This window comes from Thermosynechococcus sp. JY1331, assembly GCF_031583475.1.
Classification (GTDB): Bacteria; Cyanobacteriota; Cyanobacteriia; order Thermosynechococcales; family Thermosynechococcaceae; genus Thermosynechococcus.
This window is the reverse complement of sequence record NZ_CP134180.1, coordinates 341644-362599: the sequence shown is the minus strand read 5'-3', so window position 1 is coordinate 362599 and position 20956 is coordinate 341644. Positions and strand designations below refer to the sequence as shown.

Genomic DNA, 20956 nt, shown 5'->3' with positions numbered 1-20956 from the left:
CATGCCCCGCCCTACCCTCCCTTGGTCAACCTGTCCGCCTCAAGGAGAACCTGTCCTCAGTGGTTGGGAACAGGCGTTGAGTGAAGTGCCCCGTTGCCCCCCCTTGCCCCCCCAAATGCTCCCCTCTATTCGCGCCGCCTTTGCCTGTGCCCTCCATATGCACCAGCCGACCATTCCAGCGGGGGAGGGCGGCAGCCTCATCAGTCACTTGCAGTATATGCTGATGCATCCCCACGAGGGGGACAATCACAACGCGACCCAATTTCTCTGGTGTTATCGGCGCATGGGGGACTGGATTCCCCAGTTGGTGGCTGAGGGCTGTCAACCGCGGATTATGCTCGATTACTCCGGCAACCTCCTCTGGGGGCTGGAGCAGATGGGACAGGAGGAGGTACTGGACGCCCTGCGGCGGATTACTGTGGATGCCTATGCTCCCTACGTGGAATGGCTGGGCACCTGCTGGGGACATGCGGTGATTCCCTCCACTCCAATCGCTGACATTGAGTTGCATATTCGCGCTTGGCAGCATCAATTTGTAGCCCTCTTTGGCGTTGAAGCGCTGCAAAGGGTACAGGGCTTTTCACTGCCAGAAATGCATTTGCCCAACCATCCGGATACGCTCTTTACCTTGGTGACCTGCCTCAAACGCTGTGGATATAGTTGGTTGCTGGTACAGGAGCACAGTGTTGAACAGTTGGATGGGTCGCCGCTACCCTACGCTGCCAAGTATGTACCGAATGTCCTTGTGGCGCGCAACTCCCAAGGAGAGGTGGCGGAAATAACGGTGCTGATTAAAACCCAAGGCTCGGATACGAAACTTGTGGCGCAAATGCAGCCTTATCACGAAGCTAAGCATCTGGCCACTCACTGGCAGGCTCCCCTCGGTCCCCCCTGTGTGAGTCAAATTGCCGATGGTGAAAACAGTGGTGTGATGATGAATGAATATCCCCGCGATTTTATGCCGGTGTGGCATGAGATAAAAGCGAATCCGCAGGCAGGGGTGGTGGGTCTCAATGGCAGTGAGTACCTTGCCCTCTTGGCGGCTCAGGGGGTGACTAGCGATCGCTTTCCTCGCTGTCAGGCGGTACACCAACATCTACTCTGGCAGACCTTAGGGGATAGCCCGATAACGCCAGAAAGGGTTGCGGCAGCGATCGCCCACCTTGAACAAACCAATCCCCACTTCTCCATGGAGGGTGCCTCTTGGACGAATCACCTCAGTTGGGTCAAGGGCTATGAGACCGTTCTGCAACCGATGGAACGCCTGAGTGCCGAGTTTCACCGCATCTATGATCCTTTGGTGGCGGCTGACCCGCAAGTGACCCAAAGCCCTGCCTACCGCGAAGCGCTCCTCTATGTGCTGACATCGCAAACCAGTTGTTTTCGCTACTGGGGCAGTGGCCGCTGGACAGACTATGCAAAAACGATTTGCGATCGCGGGATGGCACTGTTGCAAGAAACCAGCGTTTGAGAGGGAGTTTTCCAAGAATTCGTAAAATAAGTTATGGCATGGCAGAACTGGTGCATACCTCCTTTAGGAGCGATTGTGGCGGGTTCCCTCGCCGTCGCCCTTACCCGTGAACCGCTTCCTGTGGTGGCGGTCAGTTCTGCGGGGGCATTGGTGGGCACTTGGGTACAAGATCGTCAACGTCATTCCCTAACCCCCCAGATCGAAGACCTCCTCCAACGTTTAGAGGAAAGACTGCAACACCTTGAAACCCGCACTTCTGGGAATGGCTCGCGTCGTACCGCTATTTTCTACGACATTGAAAACCTGATCAAAGGCTACAACATCAAAGCCGCAGATGTGGCCAAAATTTCCCTCGCTGCCATCCAAGCCCATATTCGCCAAGCCTACCCCATCGAGCGGGTGCTGCTGCAACGTGCCTATGCCAACTGGAGTGATGCTCGCCTTGGGTCACTGCGCCGGGAAATGCACCAATTGGGCATTGAGCCTGTACAGGTCTTTGGTTTTTCCTACGAAAATCGCAAAAATGCTGCTGATATTCAATTGGCGATTGATGTGGTGGATTTGATTTTTCAAGATGACCGCTTTGATACGTTTGTGATTGTCTCCGGCGATGGTGGCTTTGGCTCCCTTGCCAAGAAGTTACGGCAGTACGGCAAAACAGTCATTGGCTGCGCCTACGAAGATGCGGCTGGCAAGAGTTTTCAGGCCATTTGTGATACCTTTGTCCACATCCCTGATCCAACCGTAAAACCCCGCCCACCTGTCGCCAGTCCCGCTCCCCCCATTGAAGCGCCGCCGCCCAGCATCCCACCCTCCGCCATTCCCTTAGATCCTGATAATCGTCGTTTGTGTGCGGACTTGAGTGTCAGTTTGGCTCGCCATGCCGAGGGGGCGATCGCCAAAACGCGGCAGATTCTCGATTGGTACCGCCGTGATTCGGAGTGTGGCAAGCTCCTGCGGGAGGAAGGGCTACCCATTAGTAAAGTCCAAGGGGCGGTACAAGCCCTGCTGCCCAACTTTGACATTTTGCAGTTGGGGATGGTCAAGTTCTCGGAATACTTGCGCTACGTCTGTAAAAACACGATCTTCTGCGTCTTTCATCGGCAGGGCAGTGCCAATCAACTGCGTCTTGGCCTACGGGAGCATCTTCCCCCCAGTGCTGTGGTGATGGCCAATTTTGAAAAGCGTCCCCTCCATAGTCTGGCAACCTATCGCGCTTTGCTCAGTCACGAACGGGTGGCGATCGCCCAACCCCCAGCCTTAGCCTATGTTTTAGCGTGGCTCCTTGACCATCGCGATTGCGCTGCCACCCTAGAAGAACTGGCCGCCATGATTGAGCAAACCGCCCCAGCGGAGATTGGTCGCAGTCAAATTGAAAGTGCCTTGAATAACTGCCAAGCGGCCAATATTCTTGTGCCAGCTCCCCACAGTGGCGATCGCTATTTCGTTGCTGCGAAAATCACAACCCTTCCCGCAAGCTATGCAGCACTGGCGCAGTGGCTAGATCAGACCCTTCGGGTGTTTTTTGAACGGGTAGGGGCGCATCCGAAACCAGAACTGTTGCGGGCACTCATTGAGCCATCTGTTTCTGTACCCAAGTAAGCGATCGCCATGGAGTTTCCTTGGTTAGTGTGGCTAGAGACCTGTGAGAGCACGAATACTTGGGCATTGCACCATGCCGATCAACTCTATGGCGGTCAAGTCATCTACACTCAGGCACAAACACGGGGGCGAGGTCAGTACAACCGTACTTGGCAGTCCCCAAAGGGGGTGTTGACGGCCTCCTTTATCCTGCCGCAGTCGGCGGCGATCGTTGCGCCCAGTGTCCAAGCCGGGATAGCCGTGATGCGGGCGTTGAGTGGGCTGCGACCAACGGTGGAACGCCATCTGCAATTGAAGTGGCCGAATGATGTGATGGCTCAGGGCAAGAAACTGGCGGGAATTCTCTGTGAACGCCGTTCCCCTTGGCTGGTGGTGGGGGTGGGACTGAACCGCTGTGTTGACGTTGAAGCAATGGGTCTTCCCCAGGCCATTAGCCTCCACACGCTGCTTCATTCTCCCCAAGCGGTGCCTACGGATCTGGAACTGCTAGCGGCGATTCGCGCTGAGCTTCTGTGGTGTTGGCAACAGTCCCAGGGGGTTCAGATCACGGCGCAGCGGGATTTTTTGCGGGGGCGATCGCTCACTCTTGTCCAAGGAGAACAAAGGTGGCAGGGCATCGGTGTGGGCATTAGCGATCGCGGGACATTGCAGGTGCGTCTCAGCAATGGCGAAGTGCGGGAATTTAGCAGTGGCCATGTGATCTACAACGCTTAGATATTGATTGCGGAAGTGGGCAGTCCGTCTGCGAAAATTGTCCTTGGTACTACAACCATCTGAGGTGTGCATGAAGGGTTGGCAGGTCTGTTGGCAACGGGCGATCGCTTTGGTTCTCAGTATCGTTCTCCTGTGGTCAGTGGGGGACATCGCCACGGCAAAAGCCAGTGGCTCGCTGGCAGAGGTGGCGGCTCCTGTGGCCATTGAGGATATGAAGGATTGGTTCGATCGCTATGAACCGCGGCTGAAAATTCTCACCCCCGAAGCCAACCAAACCCTCCAAAGCCGCAACGTCACCGTCAAGCTAAGTGTCCAAGGGCTACGCCTGTTTCAAGATCAGCGCACAGGGTTAGGCCCCCATGTGGAGGTGGTGCTCGATGATCTGCCCAGCCGCAGTGTCTATGATCTGAACACCCCCATTGAATTTACGAACCTTGAGCCGGGAACGCACCTTCTGCGTGCTTTTGTTGTGTACCCTTGGGGTGAAAGTCTGAAACATCCCCTTGCCTATGCTCAAACGGCCTTTCATCTTTACACTGCAGATGAGGACACTCGATCTGCTAGTCTTCCCCTGCTCACCTACAATCAGCCCAGCGGCACCTATGGCGCTGAACCAGTGCTCCTTGATTTTTATCTCAGCAACCTGCCGTTGGATCAACAATTAAACAATGAGAAAGTCTGGCAGGTGCGCTGCACGATCAATGGTCAATCCTTCACGGTCGATCGCTGGCAGGCCTACTATCTCACTGGACTCCAGCCGGGAGATAACTGGGTACGGCTCGAACTTCTGGATGGCAATGGTCAGCGTATCCCCTCTCCCTATAATCCCATTACCCGCCTTGTGACCTATCAACCCAATGGCAAGGATGTCCTCTCGCGCCTGCTGCGGGGAGAACTGGCCGCCAAAAATCTTCAAAGTAGCCTCAGTCCGGATCTACCCAGCAACCTCCCTCCTGAACCGACCCCAGAGCCAACACCTGTCGTTGAGGAATCCGCCGCTCCCTCCGAGCCGACCCCAGAGCCAACAGCTGTTGTTGAAGAATCTGCCGCTCAGACCCCCGTTGCTGAGGAACCTACACCAACGTCGGCAGTAGAGGCACCAACACGCACCGTTGAACCTGTAGAGGAAACGCCCGTTGTACCAGAGCCAACCCCAAAACCCACCGTCAAAGCAGCCGAAAAGACACCGCCCCCCACGCCGCAAAAGCCCTTCTGGCAGCGCCTGAATCCCTTTAAGAAAGCAGAAAGCCCGACTCGTTCTGTTCTCGTTAGCCCGCGAGTTCCATCCAAGCCATCCCCACCTTTGGAGCAACCGACTCTAGAGACCACTGCACCTGAGGTCACTGAACAGGAAACTCCTCCCACTCTAGAGGATTTGCCACAATTAGAAGAACCGACGACCCCTCACGAGTAGAGTAAAACCATGCAAGGAACCTCACTGGCCACAGTACGTCTTCAACCCTCATTTGCTGTTCCGCTGGGGGTTCTGCTGTTAAGTCTGCCCCTGTGGTGGCTGCGCTGGTGGCTGGGCTTGCCCATCTCCCTGTTTGCGCTATTCTTGGCTGTGCAGGCGGCTACCCTGCGACTAGAATTTACGGCAACAGCACTAGATGTCTATCGCGGCAGCCGACAAATTCGCCACTTTCCCTATCAGCAATGGCAGCATTGGGAGGTCTTTTGGCCAGCCTTTCCCGTGCTCTTTTATTTTCGGGAGGTCAAGAATATCCACTTTCTGCCGATTCTGTTTGACGCCAAAACTTTAGTACAATGCCTCCAAGAACGCTGCCCACGCACAGCCTTTATTTCCACGGTTCGCAATGACGGATGACCCTACGGTGACTGATGCCTCTGAACCTACCCCAGAGGAACTAACTGCCCTCAAAGCTCAACGGGATGCCCTCAAAGCTGAAATTCAAGCCCTTGATGCTGAGTTTCATCGTCTTGTGCACGATCGCCTCAAGTCCCTTGAAGAGCGGCAACAAAGTCTGCAACTCACCATTGAGCAACTAGAACGGCGCAAGGAACGCATCGAACAGGAGCTCCGCCGCAACTTTGTGGGTGCCTCCCAAGAACTCGCGATTCGAGTGCAGGGGTTCAAGGAATTTCTCGTCAAGAGCATGCAGGAGTTGGCGGCCACCGTTGAGGAAATGGAATTGCTGCCCCCGACGCCCGCTGTCGTGGAAACTGCCTCTGCTCCAGCAGCAACAGCGACAACGCCGCCCAAGTTAGTTCTTGATGAGGGATTTCAGGAGGAAGCGGATCGGATTCGCCGTTTGCTAGAGCAATATCGGAGTAGCCCCAATTACTATGGCCCTCCTTGGCAGTTGCGACGCACCTTTGAGCAAGTTCATGCTGAGCGGGTAGAAAGTTGGTTCTTTGATCTCGGGGGACGGGGTGCCCTGCGATCGCTCCCCAGTCGGTTGCAAAATATCCTTGTTGCCTCGGCAATCATTTCAATCCTGCGGGACTTCTATGGCGATATGTTGCGGGTGTTGGTCTTGGCCGATTCCCCTGAGCGGCTGGGAGACTGGCGACGCGGCTTGCAGGATTGCTTGGGCATTAGTCGCCAAGATTTTGGTCCCGATCAGGGGGTGGCGCTCTTTGAATCTGCGGATGCCTTGGCCTTTCGTGCCGATCGCCTCGAGCAGGAGGACTACATCCCTCTAATTCTTATTGATGATTCCCAACCCCAAGTCAGCCTTTCACTACTGCAATATCCCTTGCTCTTGGGCTTTGCCCCTGAACCCCAGTTGCGTCCTAGCCGTAGTTCTGATTTCTTTGAGTAGGGAGGCTCCTGTGACCACTGCACTCATCCTTGGACTGCTGGCGCTCATTAGCTACCTGCTCGGCTCAATTCCCACGGGCTACCTCTTGACCAAAGCGCTGCGGGGGATTGATATTCGTGAGCATGGCTCTGGCTCAACAGGGGCGACCAATGTGCTGCGGGTAGTGGGCAAAGGCCCCGGACTGGTGACGTTTTTAGTCGATGTGGCCAAGGGACTAGGGGCAGTTCTTTTGGCGCGATGGGTTCTGGGGCAATCTTGGAGTACGGTACCGACCACTTGGTTGGAATTTGTCCTGCTGGCGATCGCCTTCATTGCGGTTTTGGCTCACAGTAAGCCGATTTGGTTGGGCTGGCGCGGCGGCAAATCCGTTGCCACTGGTTTAGGGGTGCTCCTTGCCCTCAATGCCCCTACAGCTTTGGCCACCTTTGGGGTGTTTCTCGTGGTCTTGGCAGTCAGCCGCATTGTCTCCCTGAGTTCAATCACTGCTGCTATCTCCTTGCCCTTCTGGTTTTGGTTCTTTACGCAGTCGTGGCCGTTTGTCGGTTTTAGTGTGATTGCAGGTGCTTTTGTGATTTGGCGACACCAGAGTAATATCCAACGCCTGCTTGCAGGGACAGAGCCACGGTTGGGCGCCTCGGAAGGATAGACCTCTTAGAAGGTGACTTAGAAGGTGACTTTTGGACGGGTTCGGCGTTCCTTAATGCCCCCCAGATTTGAGAAAAGGGTTGTATTTGTACATTTGGAAGACCTCTGAGGTTGCTACCATGAGTGGATACCAGTTTTGGTGGGGAGATTTGTGATGGAAACACTGCGGGGGCGTGATTTGCTGAGCATCGCCGACCTCTCACGGGCAGAGGCAGAATATCTGCTGGATTTAGCAGCACAGATGAAAATCGGCAAGGTGGCTCCCCAGTGTCCTAAGGTCTTGGGGCTGCTGTTTCAGAAGGCTTCGACCCGTACCCGTGTCAGCTTTACGGTGGCGATGTACCAACTGGGCGGCCAAGTTATTGACCTGAACCCCCAATCCATGCAGGTGGGGCGTGGTGAACCGTTGCCCGATACAGCACGGGTATTGGATCGCTATTTGGATGCGGTGGCGATTCGCACCTATGGTCAGGCAGAACTGCAACTGTTTGCTGACTATGCACGGATGCCTGTGATTAATGCCCTCACTGATCGCGAGCATCCCTGTCAGATTTTGGCGGATCTGCTGACGCTACGGGAATCCTTTGGCACATTGGCGGGACTGACCCTCTGCTACATTGGCGATGGCAATAATGTGGCGCATTCCTTACTACTGGGCTGTGCCCTCTTGGGGGTGAATATTCGGGTGGCTTCGCCACCGCCGTTTGCCCCTTTGCCCGATATTGTGACGCAAGCCAAGGCATTGAGTGGCGGTAAGAGTGAAGTGACTGTTCTCACGGATCCGCAGGCCGCGGCTAAGGGTGCCCATGCGCTTTACACGGATGTCTGGGCGAGTATGGGACAGGAAGCAGAAGCGGGCGATCGCCAGCCCATTTTTCAGCCCTACCAAATTAATGATCAACTGCTAGCCCTTGCGGATCCACGGGCGATCGTTCTCCACTGCCTGCCGGCTCACCGTGGGGAGGAAATTACCGCCAGTGTCCTTGAAGGGCCGCAGTCTCGCGTTTGGGAGCAGGCGGAAAATCGTCTCCATGCGCAGAAAGCTTTGCTAGCCAGTTTGTTGGGATAGGGCATGCATGATTAGCCTCTCGGATCGGCTGTTGCTGGTGGGGGCAATTATTTGTGGGGGGTTTCTGCTGCTGGCGGTTCTTGCTCCCCTTGGCCAAGCCCTCGGTTGGATTGCCAATCCCCAAGAATTTCTTGACTTTCCGATTCACGCGCCGCCTTCGCCGCAGCACTGGTTTGGCACGAATCGCTTGGGCTATGATGTCTTTTCCCGCACGATTTTTGGTGCCCAAGCAGCCTTGCAGGTGGTCTTGGTGGCAACGCTGTTGAGCTTGGTGGTGGGGGTGCCCTTGGGATTATTGAGTGGCTACCGCGGGGGCTGGCTCGATCGCGGGTTGCTCTTTTTGATGGATACGATTTACACGTTGCCGGGGCTACTCCTAGCGGTGACGGTGGCCTTTGTGGTCGGCAAGGGGGTGCTCAATGCCGCGATCGCCCTTAGTGTCGCCTATATTCCCCAGTACTATCGCGTTGTGCGCAACCACACGGTGAGCCTAAAAAATGAGGTCTTTATCGAAGCTGCCCGCGCCCTTGGCGCCTCGACCCCCCGCATTCTACAGCGGTATCTTTTGGTGAATGTGCTTCCCAGTATCCCCGTGCTCTTTACCCTCAATGCCGCCGATGCCATCCTGACCTTGGCAGGGCTGGGGTTCTTGGGCTTAGGGTTGCCGCCGCAGGTACCCGAATGGGGGCAGGATCTACGACAGGCCTTGGATGGGTTGTCGGTGGGCATCTGGTGGACGACGCTCTTTCCGGGGCTAGCCATGACATTGCTGGTCGTGGGTCTGTCGCTCCTTGGTGAGGGCTTGGGAGAACGTCTTGATCCCCGACAGTTGAGTTAACCAACAGTGCCTAATCATGCCTGATCATGTCTTGGTGACCGGTCCGAGTCGCAGTGGCAAGAGTGAATGGGCAGAAGCCGTTGCTACCCACAGCGGACAACCAGTGATTTATGTTGCGACGGCGATCGCGCCCCCAGAGGATACAGAATGGTTGCAGCGGATTGCACAGCACCGTGCTCGCCGCCCCGCTGAGTGGCAATTGCGGGAGTGCCCCCTCGAACTGGCTGCCCTGCTGCGTAACCTGCCGCCTGAACATTGCGCCCTTGTGGATTCATTGGGAACTTGGGTGGCCAATTGCCTAGAGCAATCCCAAGATCAATGGCAAGCAACCGTTACTGAATTCCTAGCCAGTGTGCAAGCCTGTGGCGCTCAGCTCATTTTTGTTGCCGAAGAGGTGGGCTGGGGAGTCGTTCCTGCCTATGCCAGTGGTCGCTGTTTTCGCGATCGCCTTGGCGAACTGTGTCAGCAATTGAGTCCGTTGATGGCGGAAGTGTATCTGGTCACTGCTGGGTTTGCGCTGCCGCTACACAAATGGGCCATTCCCCTCAAACCCCTTGGGAGCCATCTCGACTGACAGGGCTAAATCCAGTGCGACCGTCCTTGCCACGAGTTTTTACAAAGATTCATCAGAGGTGAGTGGGGCAAGGGCAGTAACGATAGCATCAGTTACGCGGCGCACTGAATAAATTTCTAAGCCAGTGATGGTGCAGGCTTGGCTTTCGGGAATAATGGCACGGCGAAATCCCAACTTCAGCGCCTCCCGCAGCCGTAATTCTAACTGGGAAACCGCTCGCACTTGCCCCCCTAAGCCCACTTCGCCAATGATCACGGTTTGGGGGTGCACCCAGCGATCGCGAAAACTAGCCACAACAGCCACTGCCACCCCCAGATCAGCAGCGGGTTCCGCCACATTCAGCCCGCCAGCGGACGCCACATAGGCATCTAGCTTCGAGAGGGGCACGCCTAGGCGTTTTTCTAGGACGGCCAGAATTTGCAAAAAGCGATTGTACTCAATGCCCGTGGCCGTGCGGCGTGGAGAGGGATAACTGGTGGGGCTAACTAAACTTTGCAACTCAACCACAAGCGGACGGGTGCCTTCACAGGCCACAATGGTGGCGGTACCGGGGGTTGGCTCGCGATCGCCCAAAAACAGCGCCGAAGGATTTGTGACCTCGGCTAAGCCCTGCGCGCCCATTTCAAAAACGCCAATTTCTTGACTAGCCCCAAAGCGGTTTTTGACAGCGCGTACGAGGCGGTGACTGGCAAAGCGATCGCCCTCAAAGTAGAGCACGGTATCCACCAAATGTTCCAGCACCTTCGGGCCAGCGATCGCCCCCTCCTTTGTAACATGACCCACAATAAAGAGACTCATCTGCTCCCGCTTGGCTAAGCGCATCAAGGCGGCTGTGCCCTCGCGTACCTGAGACACAGATCCCGGGGCAGCCGTCAATTGGGGCAGATACACCGCTTGGATGCTATCAATAATCGCCAGATGGGGTTGCAGATGGGTCAGCTCCTGCAGGATCACCTCCAAATTCGTCTCCGCCAAAAGATAGAGCGAGGGGGAGGCGGCAATGCCCAAGCGTTGCGATCGCAATTTCACCTGCTGCGCCGATTCCTCAGCACAGACATAGAGCACCCGCTGCTGTTGCCCTAAGGTGGCTGCCATCTGCAACAAAAGCGTGGACTTGCCAATTCCCGGTTCGCCGGCCACCAACACGAGGGAGCCAACCACAATCCCCCCTCCCAAAACCCGATCCAACTCGGCAAATCCGGAGGCAGAACGGCTCTGTGTCTGTTCGCTAATCTCTCCTAGGGCCTTGGCACTGCGGGGGTGGGGAGTGGTTGATTTTCGGGGTGTGGTACCTCGAGTAGAACTCTCTACAGGGGTAACCACCTGCTCATCGAGGGTATTCCACTGACCACAGTTGGGACAGCGACCAAAGTATTGCAGAGACTCGGCACCACACTCGCGGCAGATGTACAGTACCTTGGCCTTGGGCATCCCTTGCCGAGTTCAATCCTATTGCACACCCAAAAGTTCAACGTCAAAAATCAGCGTCGCATTGGGGGGAATGACCCCACCCGCACCGCGTGCACCATAGCCTAAGTCTGGGGGAATAATCAGCCGCCGCTGCCCCCCGACGTGCATTGAGCCAACCCCTTCATCCCAGCCTTTGATGACTTGACCGACACCAATTTGAAATTGGAAGGGCTGACCGCGATCGCGGGAGCTATCAAAAATGCGGCCATCGGTGAGCATGCCCGTATAGTGTACCGTCACCCGATCGCCCACTTGAGGCTGCGCCCCTGAGCCAACAACCATATCTTCGTATTGCAAACCTGAAGGAGTGGTTACCACCTTTGGATTCCCCATAAGTCCCGCAGCCTCCGTTGACGCCTCTAGCGGCACACTGGCGATCGCGATCGGAGCGGCCACCAACCATACCACTACTAGGACAATACCACAGAGGAGCCAGCCGTAGGCTCGATGCACCCGTTGTCTTACCATGAGCGATTTTTTAACTCCCTAACATCCCGTTCTAGGCGATCAATGCGTCCCCGCAGTTCATCAATTTCTGACTGTTGTGGCACACCCAAGCTCTCTAGAAACTGGCGCGTTTGTCGTTGCACCGCTTCATCGAGGGAGGCGGCATCTTCTTTGAGGTGAGCAAGGACTTCATCCACCATTGCCTTGGCCTGATCGGCATTGAGGCGTCCCTCTTTCACCCATTGGTCGCTCACTTGACGCAACTTCTCGGCCACAAGGGAGGTGGTGCCAACACCAATTAAAAGCAATTGCTGAAGCAGATTTTGCTGGTTCATGGGGCACGTTCAAAACGCCTATCTTGTATTGTGCCATTGGCTCCTAGGCTTGCGGTAAGATGAGGGAGAGGTCAAGTTGTATAGATTCGCATCGCCAGCGAGGTTGAGGATGATTGAAAAAATTGCCATTGGTCTGTGGGCATTTTCAGCAGTTGGCCTGATTGTATTGGTCTTGCTCCACAGTCCCAAGGGGGATGGCCTCGGTGGTATTGGCGGTCAAGCCCAGCTCTTTACCAGCACCAAAAGTGCAGAAGCGACCTTAAACCGTGCCACGTGGACTTTGACAGTGTTGTTTATGGCGCTTACCGTTGCTCTGAGTGCCGGTTGGCTGCGCTCAATTTAGTTTGGGTTAGCGTGTCTTTCTCCTTTGCGATTCGTGCAGCGACCCCGGCGGATGTTCCAATCATCTTCCAACTGATCCAAGCGCTTGCGGCCTATGAAAAGCTCAGCCACGCAGTAACGGGCACAGAGGAGGCGCTACGGCAGCATTTGTTTGGCGATCGCCCCTACGCCGAGGTACTTCTTGCCCATACCCCCACAGACGTTATTGGCTACGCCCTGTTTTTCACCACCTACTCCACATTCCTCACCCGCCCCGGCCTTTGGCTAGAGGATTTGTTTGTCCTCCCTGCCTATCGGCGTCAAGGGGTGGGCACTGCTCTGCTGAAGGCATTAGCCCGGCTAGCCAGCGATCGCGACTATGGCCGTATCGAGTGGAGCGTCTTGGACTGGAATACTCCTGCGATTCAATTCTATGAGCGCATGGGTGCGACTGTGCTACCTGACTGGCGTATCTGCCGCCTCAGTGGTGATGTTCTCAAGCACTTCGGACATCCTGACAAGCCTGTGTGACCCGTCGCCCCAGATAGCGGCCAAGGGTGTAGGCCAACCATTCCAGATCCCTTGAGGTCACGCTAAGGGCATTTTCAGTCAGTTCGATCGCTTGGCTACCGGCACGAATCACCAGTTTGCTCGATAGCTCTTGGCGATCGCCCTCGCGATCGCGGTACGTGCTGTGGGGCTGAAATTCAATCTGTTCAATCACTTCAAGCGGCAGGACTTTAGGACGACGCCAGCGGAAACCAAGGATATGTTCATAGAAGCGCAGATCCTTACGGGTGACCATCAACACCTGCCATCCCAATAGCATGTAAAGAATGCCGCCAATGAGGCCTAAACCGACAGCAAGATGACCAGTAGCAAAAACAGCCATCAGCCAAAAGCCAGAACTAATCGCTAGACTGTACCAGACGACCAAAAACCCATTCCAAGCCACTGCAAAGGGAATCAGGAAGAAGAGACTGACATTAAATCCAACGGGGGGAATTTGCACCAGTAGCCCTTGGGGTGTTTCTCTCACCTGTAGGCGGGAACCGTAGGGCGGCGTTTTTGTTATGAGTGAGGCCTCGTGGGGTGAGGTGTCCAGTTGCTTTAGGGCTTGGCGAGCCGCAGTCGCGGAGTCAAATCGCTCCTCAAGGGCGGGCGCGACCATTTTTTCGAGCCAGCGGATAAAAGGGGGACTCAAGGAGACCAAGGGTTGAAATTGAACCCGCAGTTCCTTTTGCGGCAGCTCATCGGGGGGAGTGCCGGTTGCTAAGTAGATGAGGGTCATGCCCAAGGCGTAGAGATCACTGGCGGGTAGGGTTTTACCGCCGAATTGTTCCGGGGGCATATAGCCATAGGTACCCACCACGGTTCGGGTGCTGCCTGCGATCGCCGTTTGTACCGCCCCAAAGTCCACAAGATAGACCTTGCCAAGATCATGACCGGAGCGATCGCCCAAAAGAATATTTGTCGGCTTAATATCGCGGTGAATCACCGGCGGTTGACGGCCATGGAGATAGATCAAAATATCCAGCAGGCGATCGGCCAGTAACCGCAAATCCTCTTCACTAAACACTCTCCCTTCTGCTTGCCATGTGGCGAGGGATTTTGCCTCAATGTAGGTTTGCACCAAAGCAAAGCCCTTGAGATCAGGGGTATTGATTTCAAAGTAGTCGAGATAGCGGGGAATGGCCGGATAATCCAAGGGTTGCAGCACAGCCGCTTCCCGTTCAAAGAGCTTAAAGTCGTCCCATGTCATGCCGCCACCAAAAAGCAGCAGCTTCAGCACCACCTGTTCATAGCGCCGCCGATCCAACGCCAGATAGGTGCGCCGCCCCGGATGAGACCCCAGTTCGCGCAGGAGTTCATAGCGATCGCCCAAAATTTGACCAATAAGCTGCGCCACAGCGTTCTCCAAGCTGGCTACCCCTATCTTAGCCATTGAGTTGCTGCACAATCTCTGGGGCAATTCTTGTGAGCACCTTGAGGGCTTTGAGGCTACCTTGAATCAAGTGTGCCGTCGCACGGGGGTTGCGCAGCATTGCGATAGCCAGTGGCCCCGGCCGCAAATTGCCTTGAGCATCAAAGGCTTGACTCAAATCGGGGAGGTCGCGATCGCCACCATCACTGATCACCCGCACCATCACCACCGGCATTCCCGCTAAAGCCTTGAGGAGTGGCACCCCTTCCATATCCACCACCTCCACCCCCCCGCGAGCCGCAAGGGTTTGTTTTTCCTGGGCCTTAGAAACGGTTTTCGCCGTTGTGATGCCTTTCACCCGTCGCCACGCAGGCGCCAATTTTGCCGATAACGTCTGGTCTAAAGAATACATTTGCCCTGCTTCATCCTGACAAGTAGTATAGACAACCACTTCACCCACCCGATCATCGGGATGCAAGCCCCCACAAACCCCCAAAATGAGAACCATGGCAGGCGATTCCTCAAGGGCACTGATCAATGCCGGTGTGGTCACTGTGGCTGCCCCTGCTCGGATCGGAATAATCACCACATTGGACGCCTGTAGCCCTCGTTGTACCGCTTGATATTCTGCCCCTTGGGGCACAAGGACGAGGCATGGAGTCATTGTTAATGAACTTTGCTGTGCTGGCCTGTTGACACAACCGCTACGCTGGGAGTACACATTTTCGAGCTGATTACCGTCTTAACTTTTGGATAGACCGATCGCGGGCAATTTAGAAACTGACCAATGGAAAGAGTGTCACACTCAAGCGTCCGCTATGGTGGACGAGAGGCATTTTCCGCCAAATCTGATACCGTTGTTAATTGTTGTTAATTGTTGAAGCTATGTTATTGTTCTGGCAAATTGTGAGCTATCCACCATTCTACCTCAGGCAATCTCGGCAACTGTCACAGGCCACCTAGACAAACAAAAATGAGCATGATAGCTATAGATTTTGCTCAATCCTTGTTTGTGGAAGTCGTCCCCTGCTGGGTTGCGATCGCGAGACCCTTTTGGAGAATCGTGAATTGACTGCCCTAGAGTGTTGGCCTGAGGAACGGTCGAGGATTGACTCAACTATCGATCAATGCGTGTAGGAGTGAACCCCCATATGATTCAAATGGTGCTGGAGAACCCAGTTTCCGTCAAGGATGCTGAGCGCTTTTGCCAAGAGATACTCCCCCAAGTCTCGCGCACATTTGCCCTCAGTATTCGCTTCCTCCCCGGAAATTTGGGTCGGGCGGTTCTGGTGGCCTATCTCATCTGTCGCATTGCCGATACCGTTGAGGATGATCCGGTTGCCAGTATCCCCGCAAAAACCGCTCTCTTGGATCACCTGCTGGAGTGTTTTGACAGTGCCGATCTAGCCAATAGCTATGGTGAAACCGCACGGGGGGTTCAGGGGGAGCCAGCCCATGTGCAACTGGTGAAAAATACGGGACTCGTCTTTGCCCTCTACCGTTCTTTGCCCCTCACGTCCCAACAGCACGTCCAACGCTGGGTGAGCGAAATGGTGCATGGGATGAAAAAGTTTATTAACCTCTATCCCAATGGCATTCGCATTCAAACCCTCGATGAATATAAAGAGTACTGTTATTACGTCGCGGGTACCGTTGGCTATCTCCTGACGGATTTGTGGTACGAGCATTCCCCCAGCATTGGTGCCGATGAATACCAAGTACTCCTCAAGCGCTGCGCTGCCTTTGGTGAAGCGCTGCAAACGGTGAACATTCTCAAGGATATTGCTTGGGATGCGGAGCACGAAAACTCGATCTATATCCCCAATGAATCTCTGCTGCTCCAAGGCAGTAGCCACCAGTCCATCCTCAGTGCTGAGCATCTTCAGCAAAACCACGCTGCCATTAAGGAATTGATTGCCCTTGCTTGGCATGATCTTGATGAAGCCCAAGCCTACTTGCTATCCGTGCCCAAGGCGGCAATTCCGATTCGTCTCTTTTGCGTGCTGCCCTTGCTCTTTGCCTATGCCACCCTGCGGGAACTCACTCACTCGACGGCGATGCTGCAACCGGGAGGGGTAGTTAAAATTAGCCGTGCAGAGGTGAAATCCCTGATGGTCATGGGGCCTTTATCGATTCTCAGTAACCACAGTCTGCGCTGGCTGATTGGCCAAGTACGGCAAAAGCCTTTCATCCTTGGCGGACTTTAGGGAAATGTGCCAAAAAAGCCAATGGTTGGGGGAACCAGAATCCGTTAGGATAGGGGGAGATTGCTGAATTGTTGCAAATCTTCATAACTTGACATGAATTGTATTATTCACCGCCGTGCTGAGTTTGCCGCCAGTCATCGCTACTGGTTGCCAGAATGGTCTGAAGCAGAGAATTTGGCTCGGTTTGGTGCCAATAGTCGCTTTCCCGGCCACGGTCATAACTATGAGTTGTTTGTTTCAATGGGCGGCGTTGTTGATGACTTTGGCATGGTGTTGAACCTATCGGATGTCAAGCACATCATTCGCCGTGAAGTCATTGAACCCCTGAATTTTTCCTATCTCAATGAGGTGTGGCCAGAGTTTCAAGCCACGTTACCCACGACTGAACATATTGCACGGGTGATTTGGGATCGACTCTCTCCCCATTTACCCCTTGTGCGCATTCAACTGTTTGAACACCCCCGCCTTTGGGCGGACTACACGGGAGACCCTATGGAAGCCTATCTTTCTGTTGGTGCTCACTTTAGTGCGGCGCATCGTCTAGCCCTTGAGGATCTCAGCTACGAAGAAAACTGCCGCATCTATGGCAAGTGTGCTCGCCCCCACGGCCATGGCCACAACTACCACGTGGAGATTACGGTCAAGGGGGCAATCCATCCGCGGACGGGCATGATTGTTGATTTGGTCAAGCTCGAGGAGGTGCTCAAGGAACAGGTGATTGAACCTTTGGATCACACGTTTTTGAATAAAGATATTCCCTATTTTGCGACGGTGGTGCCCACAGCAGAGAACATCGCCATTTACATTGCCCAGTTGTTACAGGAACCGATTCGCCAGTTGGGGGCGACGCTGCATAAGGTGAAGTTGATTGAAAGTCCCAATAACTCTTGCGAAATTCTCTGTGAGGAATTGCCCCCTCGGGATGGGGTGCTCAGTGGTGCGCTGCCAGTGTTGGAGCGAGTCTAGGTGATGTTGAGCAATATCCCTTGGCTACTAGCCGCCAGTTTACTGACAGCAACGCTGCTGATCTATTTCCCCTACATTTTTGTTGTGGTGGGGCGCTGGCAAGCGGGCTTTGATATGGCGGCTCCCCGTGCCCTCTTTGAGAAACTGCCCCCCTTTGCGCAGCGGGCAGTGTGGGCACACGAAAATAGCTTTGAAACCTTTATGCCCTTTGCAGCAGCAGTGTTGCTGACCCTTTTTGCCGGGGTGGATAATGCAACGGTGGCGATCGCCAGCCTGAGTTTTGTCGCGGCTCGCTTTTTGTACAGCATCTGCTATATTGCCAACTTTCCCCTTGGTCGCTCCCTCATGTTTGGTGTCGGCACAGCAGCCACCTTGACGCTTTTTTGGCAAAGTCTCACCGCCCTTAGCCGTTAATATAGTTTATAAAATCCTTGAGGAAATGCACTGAGCATAGAGTATTCTAAATGTCTCTTGATCATCTCCGCACGCTCTACCAGCAAGTCATCCTAGAGCACTACAAGAAACCTCGCCACCGTGGCCGCACGCAGCCTGTGGATCGTCAGCAGCGGGGACATAACCCTTCCTGTGGCGACACCATTGATTTAACCGTTGCCCTAGGCACCAATGAGCAGGGGGAGACAATCATTCAGGATATTCAGTTTGAGGGGGAAGGCTGCGCGATCGCCATGGCCTCAGCGGATTTGATGGCCGATGCCCTGCGGGGGCAACCCGTGAGTCGTGCCCTCCAAATGGTGGAGCAGTTCCAAGCGATGATGAAGGGGCAGTTTGAGTTCCCTCGGGAGTTTCGCAAGCTCAATGTCATGCAGGGGGTGGCTCAGTTCCCGGTGCGGATTAAGTGTGCGACATTGACATGGCATACCCTCCGGGCAGCGTTGCAGCAGGATCAAACCCCTGTGAATGGTTTTGTCAGTAATGAGGAGGAAGAGTAATGCTGACCCCCGCCGATTTTGCCACCTATAGCCGCTGGGCTGGCATTGCCACCCTTGTCATGGCTGGCTTAACCGCACTCACATTTGTTTTTCGCTGGGGTGTGCGCTTTCGCTTTGTTGGTATTACGGGGTTTCTCGGTGTTGTGACAGTGGGACTCTTTGCCCTGAGTATTGTACCGATTGTGCACTCCCCAGTGCCCGGTGCCGGCAAATACACCCTCGTCTATGACAACGGGGCAACGCAAGTTGTGATCACAGTGCCCCCGGACATTGAGAGCAGTACCCTTGAGGCAACGCTGGTACAGGCAGCGAATGATTTATTTTCCTTGGGACGGCTCGGCCGAGGGAGCGATCGCCTGACCGTGATTGCACGAACCATCGAACATCCTGAACCGGGGGTGACTGAGCCAGTGGTTTTAGGGGTGGCCACTCGTTCGTTGAGCGATCGCACCGATACAAATGTGACGGTCAAACTACTTAAAGGTTAGCCTTGTGTATGCTATATTAGGAATTCCGAGGACGCATAGCTCAGTTGGTTAGAGCACCACGTTGACATCGTGGGGGTCACTGGTTCGAGTCCAGTTGTGTCCATCCTCCTAAAATCTTCACTTCAAAGAAAAACATCCCAGTCAAGTCCCCAAAAAGATTTAGGGAAAGGTTTTTGCCAATGCTTTCTTGGCTGCGAACTGCAAACTGTGCCCTCAATTGCTAAGCTTTTGAATGCGGACGGAGGGACTTGAACCCACACACCTTGCGGTACTAGAACCTAAATCTAGCGCGTCTGCCAATTCCGCCACGTCCGCAGCAAACTTAGTTTAGCGCACTTTGGGTAGGGAGTGCCCAAGTTTAGTAGTGATTCCCCACTTTGCGATGGTGCACAGCAGTCATGCCATCGGGCTTTGAGACGCGACCACTATCCACAGTACTATAGACAATCCAGTGATCGTGGGCATCCAGACGGCTGACAACGGTACATTCCATATAGGCAAGGGCATCGGCCAAAATGGGACTGCCATTACTGGCTGGATAGGTTTTCACATGGGCAAAGCGATCGGCGCCCGGTGGGAATCGCTTTAGGAAATGGCGCATCAGGGGCTGGTAGTTCCCTTCTTCAAGAACATTGAGGACAAAGGTATCCCCCACGTGTAGAAAGGACTCAATGGCCCGATCCTTGGCCACCGCAATGGAAACCCCAAGAGGTTCGGTACTGGCCTGGGCCACCCAAGAGGCCAACATGGCACTGTTAATGGCACCTTTTTGGGCGGTGATAATGTATAGCCCACCGCTCAGGCGACCCAAGGCTTTATCGAGGTCAGTATCCAAGGCTTTCATCTGCTTGACGGTGCGATCGCGCAACAGCCATTGACCCATGTCAGTACCCGCTTCTTCCGCCTCTTGGAACAGTGCCTCAGTGGGTGCTGCTGTGACCCGAATCACAGGAAACGAGGGCGTCAGTCCCGCATCCCGAAACTGATTCAGCAGCGGATAGGCGGGTTCAGCGTCGGCCACACCACTTTCAAAGACCCCAATGGCCTGTTTGGCATGGGCAGCCGCACGAATCGTACTCAGGGCAGTTTTAGCAACGGCAGTGGTGGGCGGTGTACCGATAATGATCCCAGCGGCAATCTCAGTGAGTTCGCGAATATCTTGGGGTTCAGCGGTGAGCAGATCCATTTTTTCGACAACAACCCCAGTTTTGGCGGCTCCCCGTTCGATCGCCTCTGCCAGAGCATTGGCATAACCATAGTTAGCAGCATAGAAAATGGCCACCGTTGTTGCTGCTTTGGCCTGCTCTTGACTCCAGTTGCGGTAGGAATCTAGCCACTGCGGGAGATGATGGCGCAGCAGTGGGCCATGACCTGTGGCAACTAGTTGCACGGGAGGCAGGGGTTCCAAGCGCTTGAAGGCGGAGAGGACGGAGCGGGCATTGGGTCCCATGAGGCAGTCGTAGTAAAACTTGAAATCTGGCGCTAGCAGTTCAGGTTCTGTGTCAAAGGGATCATCATTGCAGAAGTGGGCACCAAAAACATCACAGGTAAAGAGGGTCTGGGTGCCGTGATCATAGGTGAGGATGGTGTCGGGCCAGTGGAGATTGGGGGCCATCACAAACTCAAGGACATGCCCTTTCCCCAAGTCAAGGCGATCGCCATTTTTCACTTGGCGCTGACTAAAGGGCTGATGGATCAGATCCGCCAGAAACTGTAGCGCCACCTTTGAGGCCACCACGGTTACATGGGGAGCTTTTGCCAATACGTCCTTGACGAGGCCACTGTGGTCGGGTTCGGTATGGCTGACGATGAGATAGTTCAAGTCACTGGGGTTCACCCGTTGCCAGAGTTGCTCGAGGTAGCGATCGCCAAACTTGGCATGGGACGTATCTACGAGGGCAATCTGTTCCCCTTTGATCAGAAAGGAATTGTAGGTGGTGCCATTTTCAAGGGCAAACTCAATATCAAAGCGATCGCGATCCCAATCTAGACAGCGAATTGCCGTCGTATCAGCGGCGATCTCCAACACCTGCAGGGTTAAGCGCGGTGGACGCTTGGCAGTCATGACGGCCATAGGCAGTTCCTCAATCTTTGAAACTACCTTTTATCCTGACATATGAAGAAAGGTAACAGGATTCAAAGTTTTTAA

At 54.6% G+C, this 20956-nt stretch carries 23 protein-coding genes and 2 tRNA genes; 18 read left to right on the top strand and 7 right to left on the bottom strand.

Annotated elements, in window-relative coordinates; genetic code table 11:
* Position 1: 1 nt before the first annotated feature.
* The 10 genes from RHJ31_RS01700 (at position 2) to cobU (ending at position 9699) form a co-directional block, all read left to right on the top strand.
* Positions 2-1471 carry a glycosyl hydrolase family 57 gene (locus RHJ31_RS01700; protein ID WP_302677131.1) on the top strand — a complete coding sequence of 490 codons (1470 nt, stop codon included), beginning with the start codon at positions 2-4 and terminating at the stop codon, positions 1469-1471.
* A 75-nt stretch (positions 1472-1546) separates the two neighbouring features.
* On the top strand, positions 1547-3073 hold the full coding sequence (locus tag RHJ31_RS01695; RefSeq protein WP_302677130.1) for an NYN domain-containing protein: 1527 nt from the start codon (positions 1547-1549) through the stop codon (positions 3071-3073).
* A 9-nt stretch (positions 3074-3082) separates the two neighbouring features.
* Entirely contained in the window at positions 3083-3787 is a 705-nt protein-coding gene (locus tag RHJ31_RS01690) for a biotin--[acetyl-CoA-carboxylase] ligase (RefSeq protein WP_302677129.1), read from the top strand.
* A 70-nt stretch (positions 3788-3857) separates the two neighbouring features.
* On the top strand, positions 3858-5201 hold the full coding sequence (locus RHJ31_RS01685) for a hypothetical protein (protein ID WP_302677128.1): 1344 nt from the start codon (positions 3858-3860) through the stop codon (positions 5199-5201).
* Between the two features lie 9 nt (positions 5202-5210).
* Complete coding sequence (locus RHJ31_RS01680) at positions 5211-5615, top strand: DUF3119 family protein (RefSeq protein ID WP_206200800.1); 405 nt, start codon at positions 5211-5213, stop codon at positions 5613-5615.
* Entirely contained in the window at positions 5605-6573 is a 969-nt protein-coding gene (locus RHJ31_RS01675) for a DUF3086 domain-containing protein (protein ID WP_206200799.1), read from the top strand. The genes RHJ31_RS01680 and RHJ31_RS01675 overlap by 11 nt, the downstream gene beginning before the upstream one ends.
* Positions 6574-6583: 10 nt before the next feature.
* Positions 6584-7219, top strand: a complete 636-nt coding sequence (plsY, locus tag RHJ31_RS01670; RefSeq protein ID WP_302677127.1) for a glycerol-3-phosphate 1-O-acyltransferase PlsY — start codon at positions 6584-6586, stop codon at positions 7217-7219.
* 153 nt (positions 7220-7372) lie between these two features.
* Entirely contained in the window at positions 7373-8287 is a 915-nt protein-coding gene (gene argF, locus RHJ31_RS01665) for an ornithine carbamoyltransferase (protein WP_302677126.1), read from the top strand.
* A gap of 7 nt (positions 8288-8294) precedes the next feature.
* Complete coding sequence (locus RHJ31_RS01660) at positions 8295-9125, top strand: ABC transporter permease (protein ID WP_302677125.1); 831 nt, start codon at positions 8295-8297, stop codon at positions 9123-9125.
* 16 nt (positions 9126-9141) lie between these two features.
* Positions 9142-9699 (top strand): bifunctional adenosylcobinamide kinase/adenosylcobinamide-phosphate guanylyltransferase, encoded by a 558-nt coding sequence (gene cobU, locus RHJ31_RS01655; protein WP_302677124.1) that lies wholly within the window; start codon positions 9142-9144, stop codon positions 9697-9699.
* Between the two features lie 39 nt (positions 9700-9738).
* On the opposite strand, the gene radA is transcribed toward cobU, so the two are convergent.
* Genes radA through RHJ31_RS01640 form a run of 3 tightly spaced genes read right to left on the bottom strand, consistent with a single transcriptional unit; the run spans position 9739 to position 11951 of the window.
* On the bottom strand, positions 9739-11130 hold the full coding sequence (gene radA, locus RHJ31_RS01650; protein WP_302677123.1) for a DNA repair protein RadA: 1392 nt from the start codon (positions 11128-11130) through the stop codon (positions 9739-9741).
* A gap of 18 nt (positions 11131-11148) precedes the next feature.
* Positions 11149-11637, bottom strand: a complete 489-nt coding sequence (locus tag RHJ31_RS01645) for an FKBP-type peptidyl-prolyl cis-trans isomerase (protein WP_302677122.1) — start codon at positions 11635-11637, stop codon at positions 11149-11151.
* Positions 11631-11951, bottom strand: coding sequence for a phasin family protein (locus tag RHJ31_RS01640; RefSeq protein ID WP_149821092.1), 321 nt, complete (start codon positions 11949-11951; stop codon positions 11631-11633). The genes RHJ31_RS01645 and RHJ31_RS01640 overlap by 7 nt, the downstream gene beginning before the upstream one ends.
* A gap of 109 nt (positions 11952-12060) precedes the next feature.
* Between RHJ31_RS01640 and secG the strand changes: the two genes are divergently transcribed.
* Both secG and RHJ31_RS01630 read left to right on the top strand, forming a co-directional pair.
* The gene (secG, locus tag RHJ31_RS01635) at positions 12061-12294 is read left to right on the top strand and encodes a preprotein translocase subunit SecG (protein ID WP_149821094.1); all 234 of its coding nucleotides are present in this window, start codon (positions 12061-12063) and stop codon (positions 12292-12294) included.
* An 11-nt stretch (positions 12295-12305) separates the two neighbouring features.
* Entirely contained in the window at positions 12306-12803 is a 498-nt protein-coding gene (locus tag RHJ31_RS01630; protein WP_206200793.1) for a GNAT family N-acetyltransferase, read from the top strand.
* Here RHJ31_RS01630 and RHJ31_RS01625 read toward each other — a convergent pair.
* On the bottom strand, positions 12769-14181 hold the full coding sequence (locus RHJ31_RS01625) for a serine/threonine-protein kinase (RefSeq protein WP_302677121.1): 1413 nt from the start codon (positions 14179-14181) through the stop codon (positions 12769-12771). The two genes, RHJ31_RS01630 and RHJ31_RS01625, sit on opposite strands and share 35 nt — an antisense overlap.
* A 28-nt stretch (positions 14182-14209) precedes the next feature.
* Positions 14210-14860, bottom strand: a complete 651-nt coding sequence (locus RHJ31_RS01620; RefSeq protein WP_302677120.1) for a hypothetical protein — start codon at positions 14858-14860, stop codon at positions 14210-14212.
* A 487-nt stretch (positions 14861-15347) separates the two neighbouring features.
* Here RHJ31_RS01620 and RHJ31_RS01615 point away from each other — a divergent pair, with 487 nt between their 5' ends.
* The 6 genes from RHJ31_RS01615 (at position 15348) to RHJ31_RS01590 (ending at position 18910) form a co-directional block, all read left to right on the top strand.
* On the top strand, positions 15348-16403 hold the full coding sequence (locus tag RHJ31_RS01615; protein WP_206200790.1) for a phytoene/squalene synthase family protein: 1056 nt from the start codon (positions 15348-15350) through the stop codon (positions 16401-16403).
* A gap of 93 nt (positions 16404-16496) precedes the next feature.
* Entirely contained in the window at positions 16497-17369 is an 873-nt protein-coding gene (locus tag RHJ31_RS01610; protein WP_206200789.1) for a 6-carboxytetrahydropterin synthase, read from the top strand.
* 3 nt (positions 17370-17372) lie between these two features.
* Complete coding sequence (locus RHJ31_RS01605) at positions 17373-17783, top strand: MAPEG family protein (RefSeq protein ID WP_302677119.1); 411 nt, start codon at positions 17373-17375, stop codon at positions 17781-17783.
* Positions 17784-17833: 50 nt separating this feature from the next.
* The gene (gene sufU, locus RHJ31_RS01600) at positions 17834-18319 is read left to right on the top strand and encodes a Fe-S cluster assembly sulfur transfer protein SufU (RefSeq protein ID WP_206200787.1); all 486 of its coding nucleotides are present in this window, start codon (positions 17834-17836) and stop codon (positions 18317-18319) included.
* Positions 18319-18807 (top strand): Ycf51 family protein, encoded by a 489-nt coding sequence (locus tag RHJ31_RS01595; RefSeq protein WP_206200786.1) that lies wholly within the window; start codon positions 18319-18321, stop codon positions 18805-18807. The genes sufU and RHJ31_RS01595 overlap by 1 nt, the downstream gene beginning before the upstream one ends.
* A gap of 29 nt (positions 18808-18836) precedes the next feature.
* Positions 18837-18910: transfer RNA gene (locus RHJ31_RS01590), tRNA-Val, on the top strand.
* Between the two features lie 130 nt (positions 18911-19040).
* Here the strand turns inward: RHJ31_RS01590 and RHJ31_RS01585 are convergent.
* Together RHJ31_RS01585 and RHJ31_RS01580 are read right to left on the bottom strand one after the other, a co-directional pair.
* Positions 19041-19122, bottom strand: a tRNA-Leu gene (locus tag RHJ31_RS01585).
* A 43-nt stretch (positions 19123-19165) separates the two neighbouring features.
* Positions 19166-20881 (bottom strand): diflavin flavoprotein, encoded by a 1716-nt coding sequence (locus RHJ31_RS01580; RefSeq protein ID WP_302677118.1) that lies wholly within the window; start codon positions 20879-20881, stop codon positions 19166-19168.
* Between the last annotated feature and the right edge of the window lie 75 nt (positions 20882-20956).

Bases quoted from the DNA above. Each gene is read 5' to 3' on its own strand.
- RHJ31_RS01685 (WP_302677128.1), top strand. From the start codon at position 3,858: ATGAAGGGTTGGCAGGTCTGTTGGCAACGGGCGATCGCTTTGGTTCTC.
- argF (WP_302677126.1), top strand. From the start codon at position 7,373: ATGGAAACACTGCGGGGGCGTGATTTGCTGAGCATCGCCGACCTCTCA.
- RHJ31_RS01660 (WP_302677125.1), top strand. From the start codon at position 8,295: ATGATTAGCCTCTCGGATCGGCTGTTGCTGGTGGGGGCAATTATTTGT.
- secG (WP_149821094.1), top strand. From the start codon at position 12,061: ATGATTGAAAAAATTGCCATTGGTCTGTGGGCATTTTCAGCAGTTGGC.
- RHJ31_RS01645 (WP_302677122.1), bottom strand. From the start codon at position 11,637: ATGGTAAGACAACGGGTGCATCGAGCCTACGGCTGGCTCCTCTGTGGT.
- cobU (WP_302677124.1), top strand. From the start codon at position 9,142: ATGCCTGATCATGTCTTGGTGACCGGTCCGAGTCGCAGTGGCAAGAGT.
- RHJ31_RS01610 (WP_206200789.1), top strand. From the start codon at position 16,497: ATGAATTGTATTATTCACCGCCGTGCTGAGTTTGCCGCCAGTCATCGC.
- RHJ31_RS01680 (WP_206200800.1), top strand. From the start codon at position 5,211: ATGCAAGGAACCTCACTGGCCACAGTACGTCTTCAACCCTCATTTGCT.
- RHJ31_RS01700 (WP_302677131.1), top strand. From the start codon at position 2: ATGCCCCGCCCTACCCTCCCTTGGTCAACCTGTCCGCCTCAAGGAGAA.
- RHJ31_RS01605 (WP_302677119.1), top strand. From the start codon at position 17,373: ATGTTGAGCAATATCCCTTGGCTACTAGCCGCCAGTTTACTGACAGCA.
- RHJ31_RS01690 (WP_302677129.1), top strand. From the start codon at position 3,083: ATGGAGTTTCCTTGGTTAGTGTGGCTAGAGACCTGTGAGAGCACGAAT.
- radA (WP_302677123.1), bottom strand. From the start codon at position 11,130: ATGCCCAAGGCCAAGGTACTGTACATCTGCCGCGAGTGTGGTGCCGAG.
- sufU (WP_206200787.1), top strand. From the start codon at position 17,834: ATGTCTCTTGATCATCTCCGCACGCTCTACCAGCAAGTCATCCTAGAG.
- RHJ31_RS01580 (WP_302677118.1), bottom strand. From the start codon at position 20,881: ATGGCCGTCATGACTGCCAAGCGTCCACCGCGCTTAACCCTGCAGGTG.
- RHJ31_RS01640 (WP_149821092.1), bottom strand. From the start codon at position 11,951: ATGAACCAGCAAAATCTGCTTCAGCAATTGCTTTTAATTGGTGTTGGC.
- RHJ31_RS01675 (WP_206200799.1), top strand. From the start codon at position 5,605: ATGACGGATGACCCTACGGTGACTGATGCCTCTGAACCTACCCCAGAG.
- RHJ31_RS01595 (WP_206200786.1), top strand. From the start codon at position 18,319: ATGCTGACCCCCGCCGATTTTGCCACCTATAGCCGCTGGGCTGGCATT.
- RHJ31_RS01615 (WP_206200790.1), top strand. From the start codon at position 15,348: ATGATTCAAATGGTGCTGGAGAACCCAGTTTCCGTCAAGGATGCTGAG.
- RHJ31_RS01620 (WP_302677120.1), bottom strand. From the start codon at position 14,860: ATGACTCCATGCCTCGTCCTTGTGCCCCAAGGGGCAGAATATCAAGCG.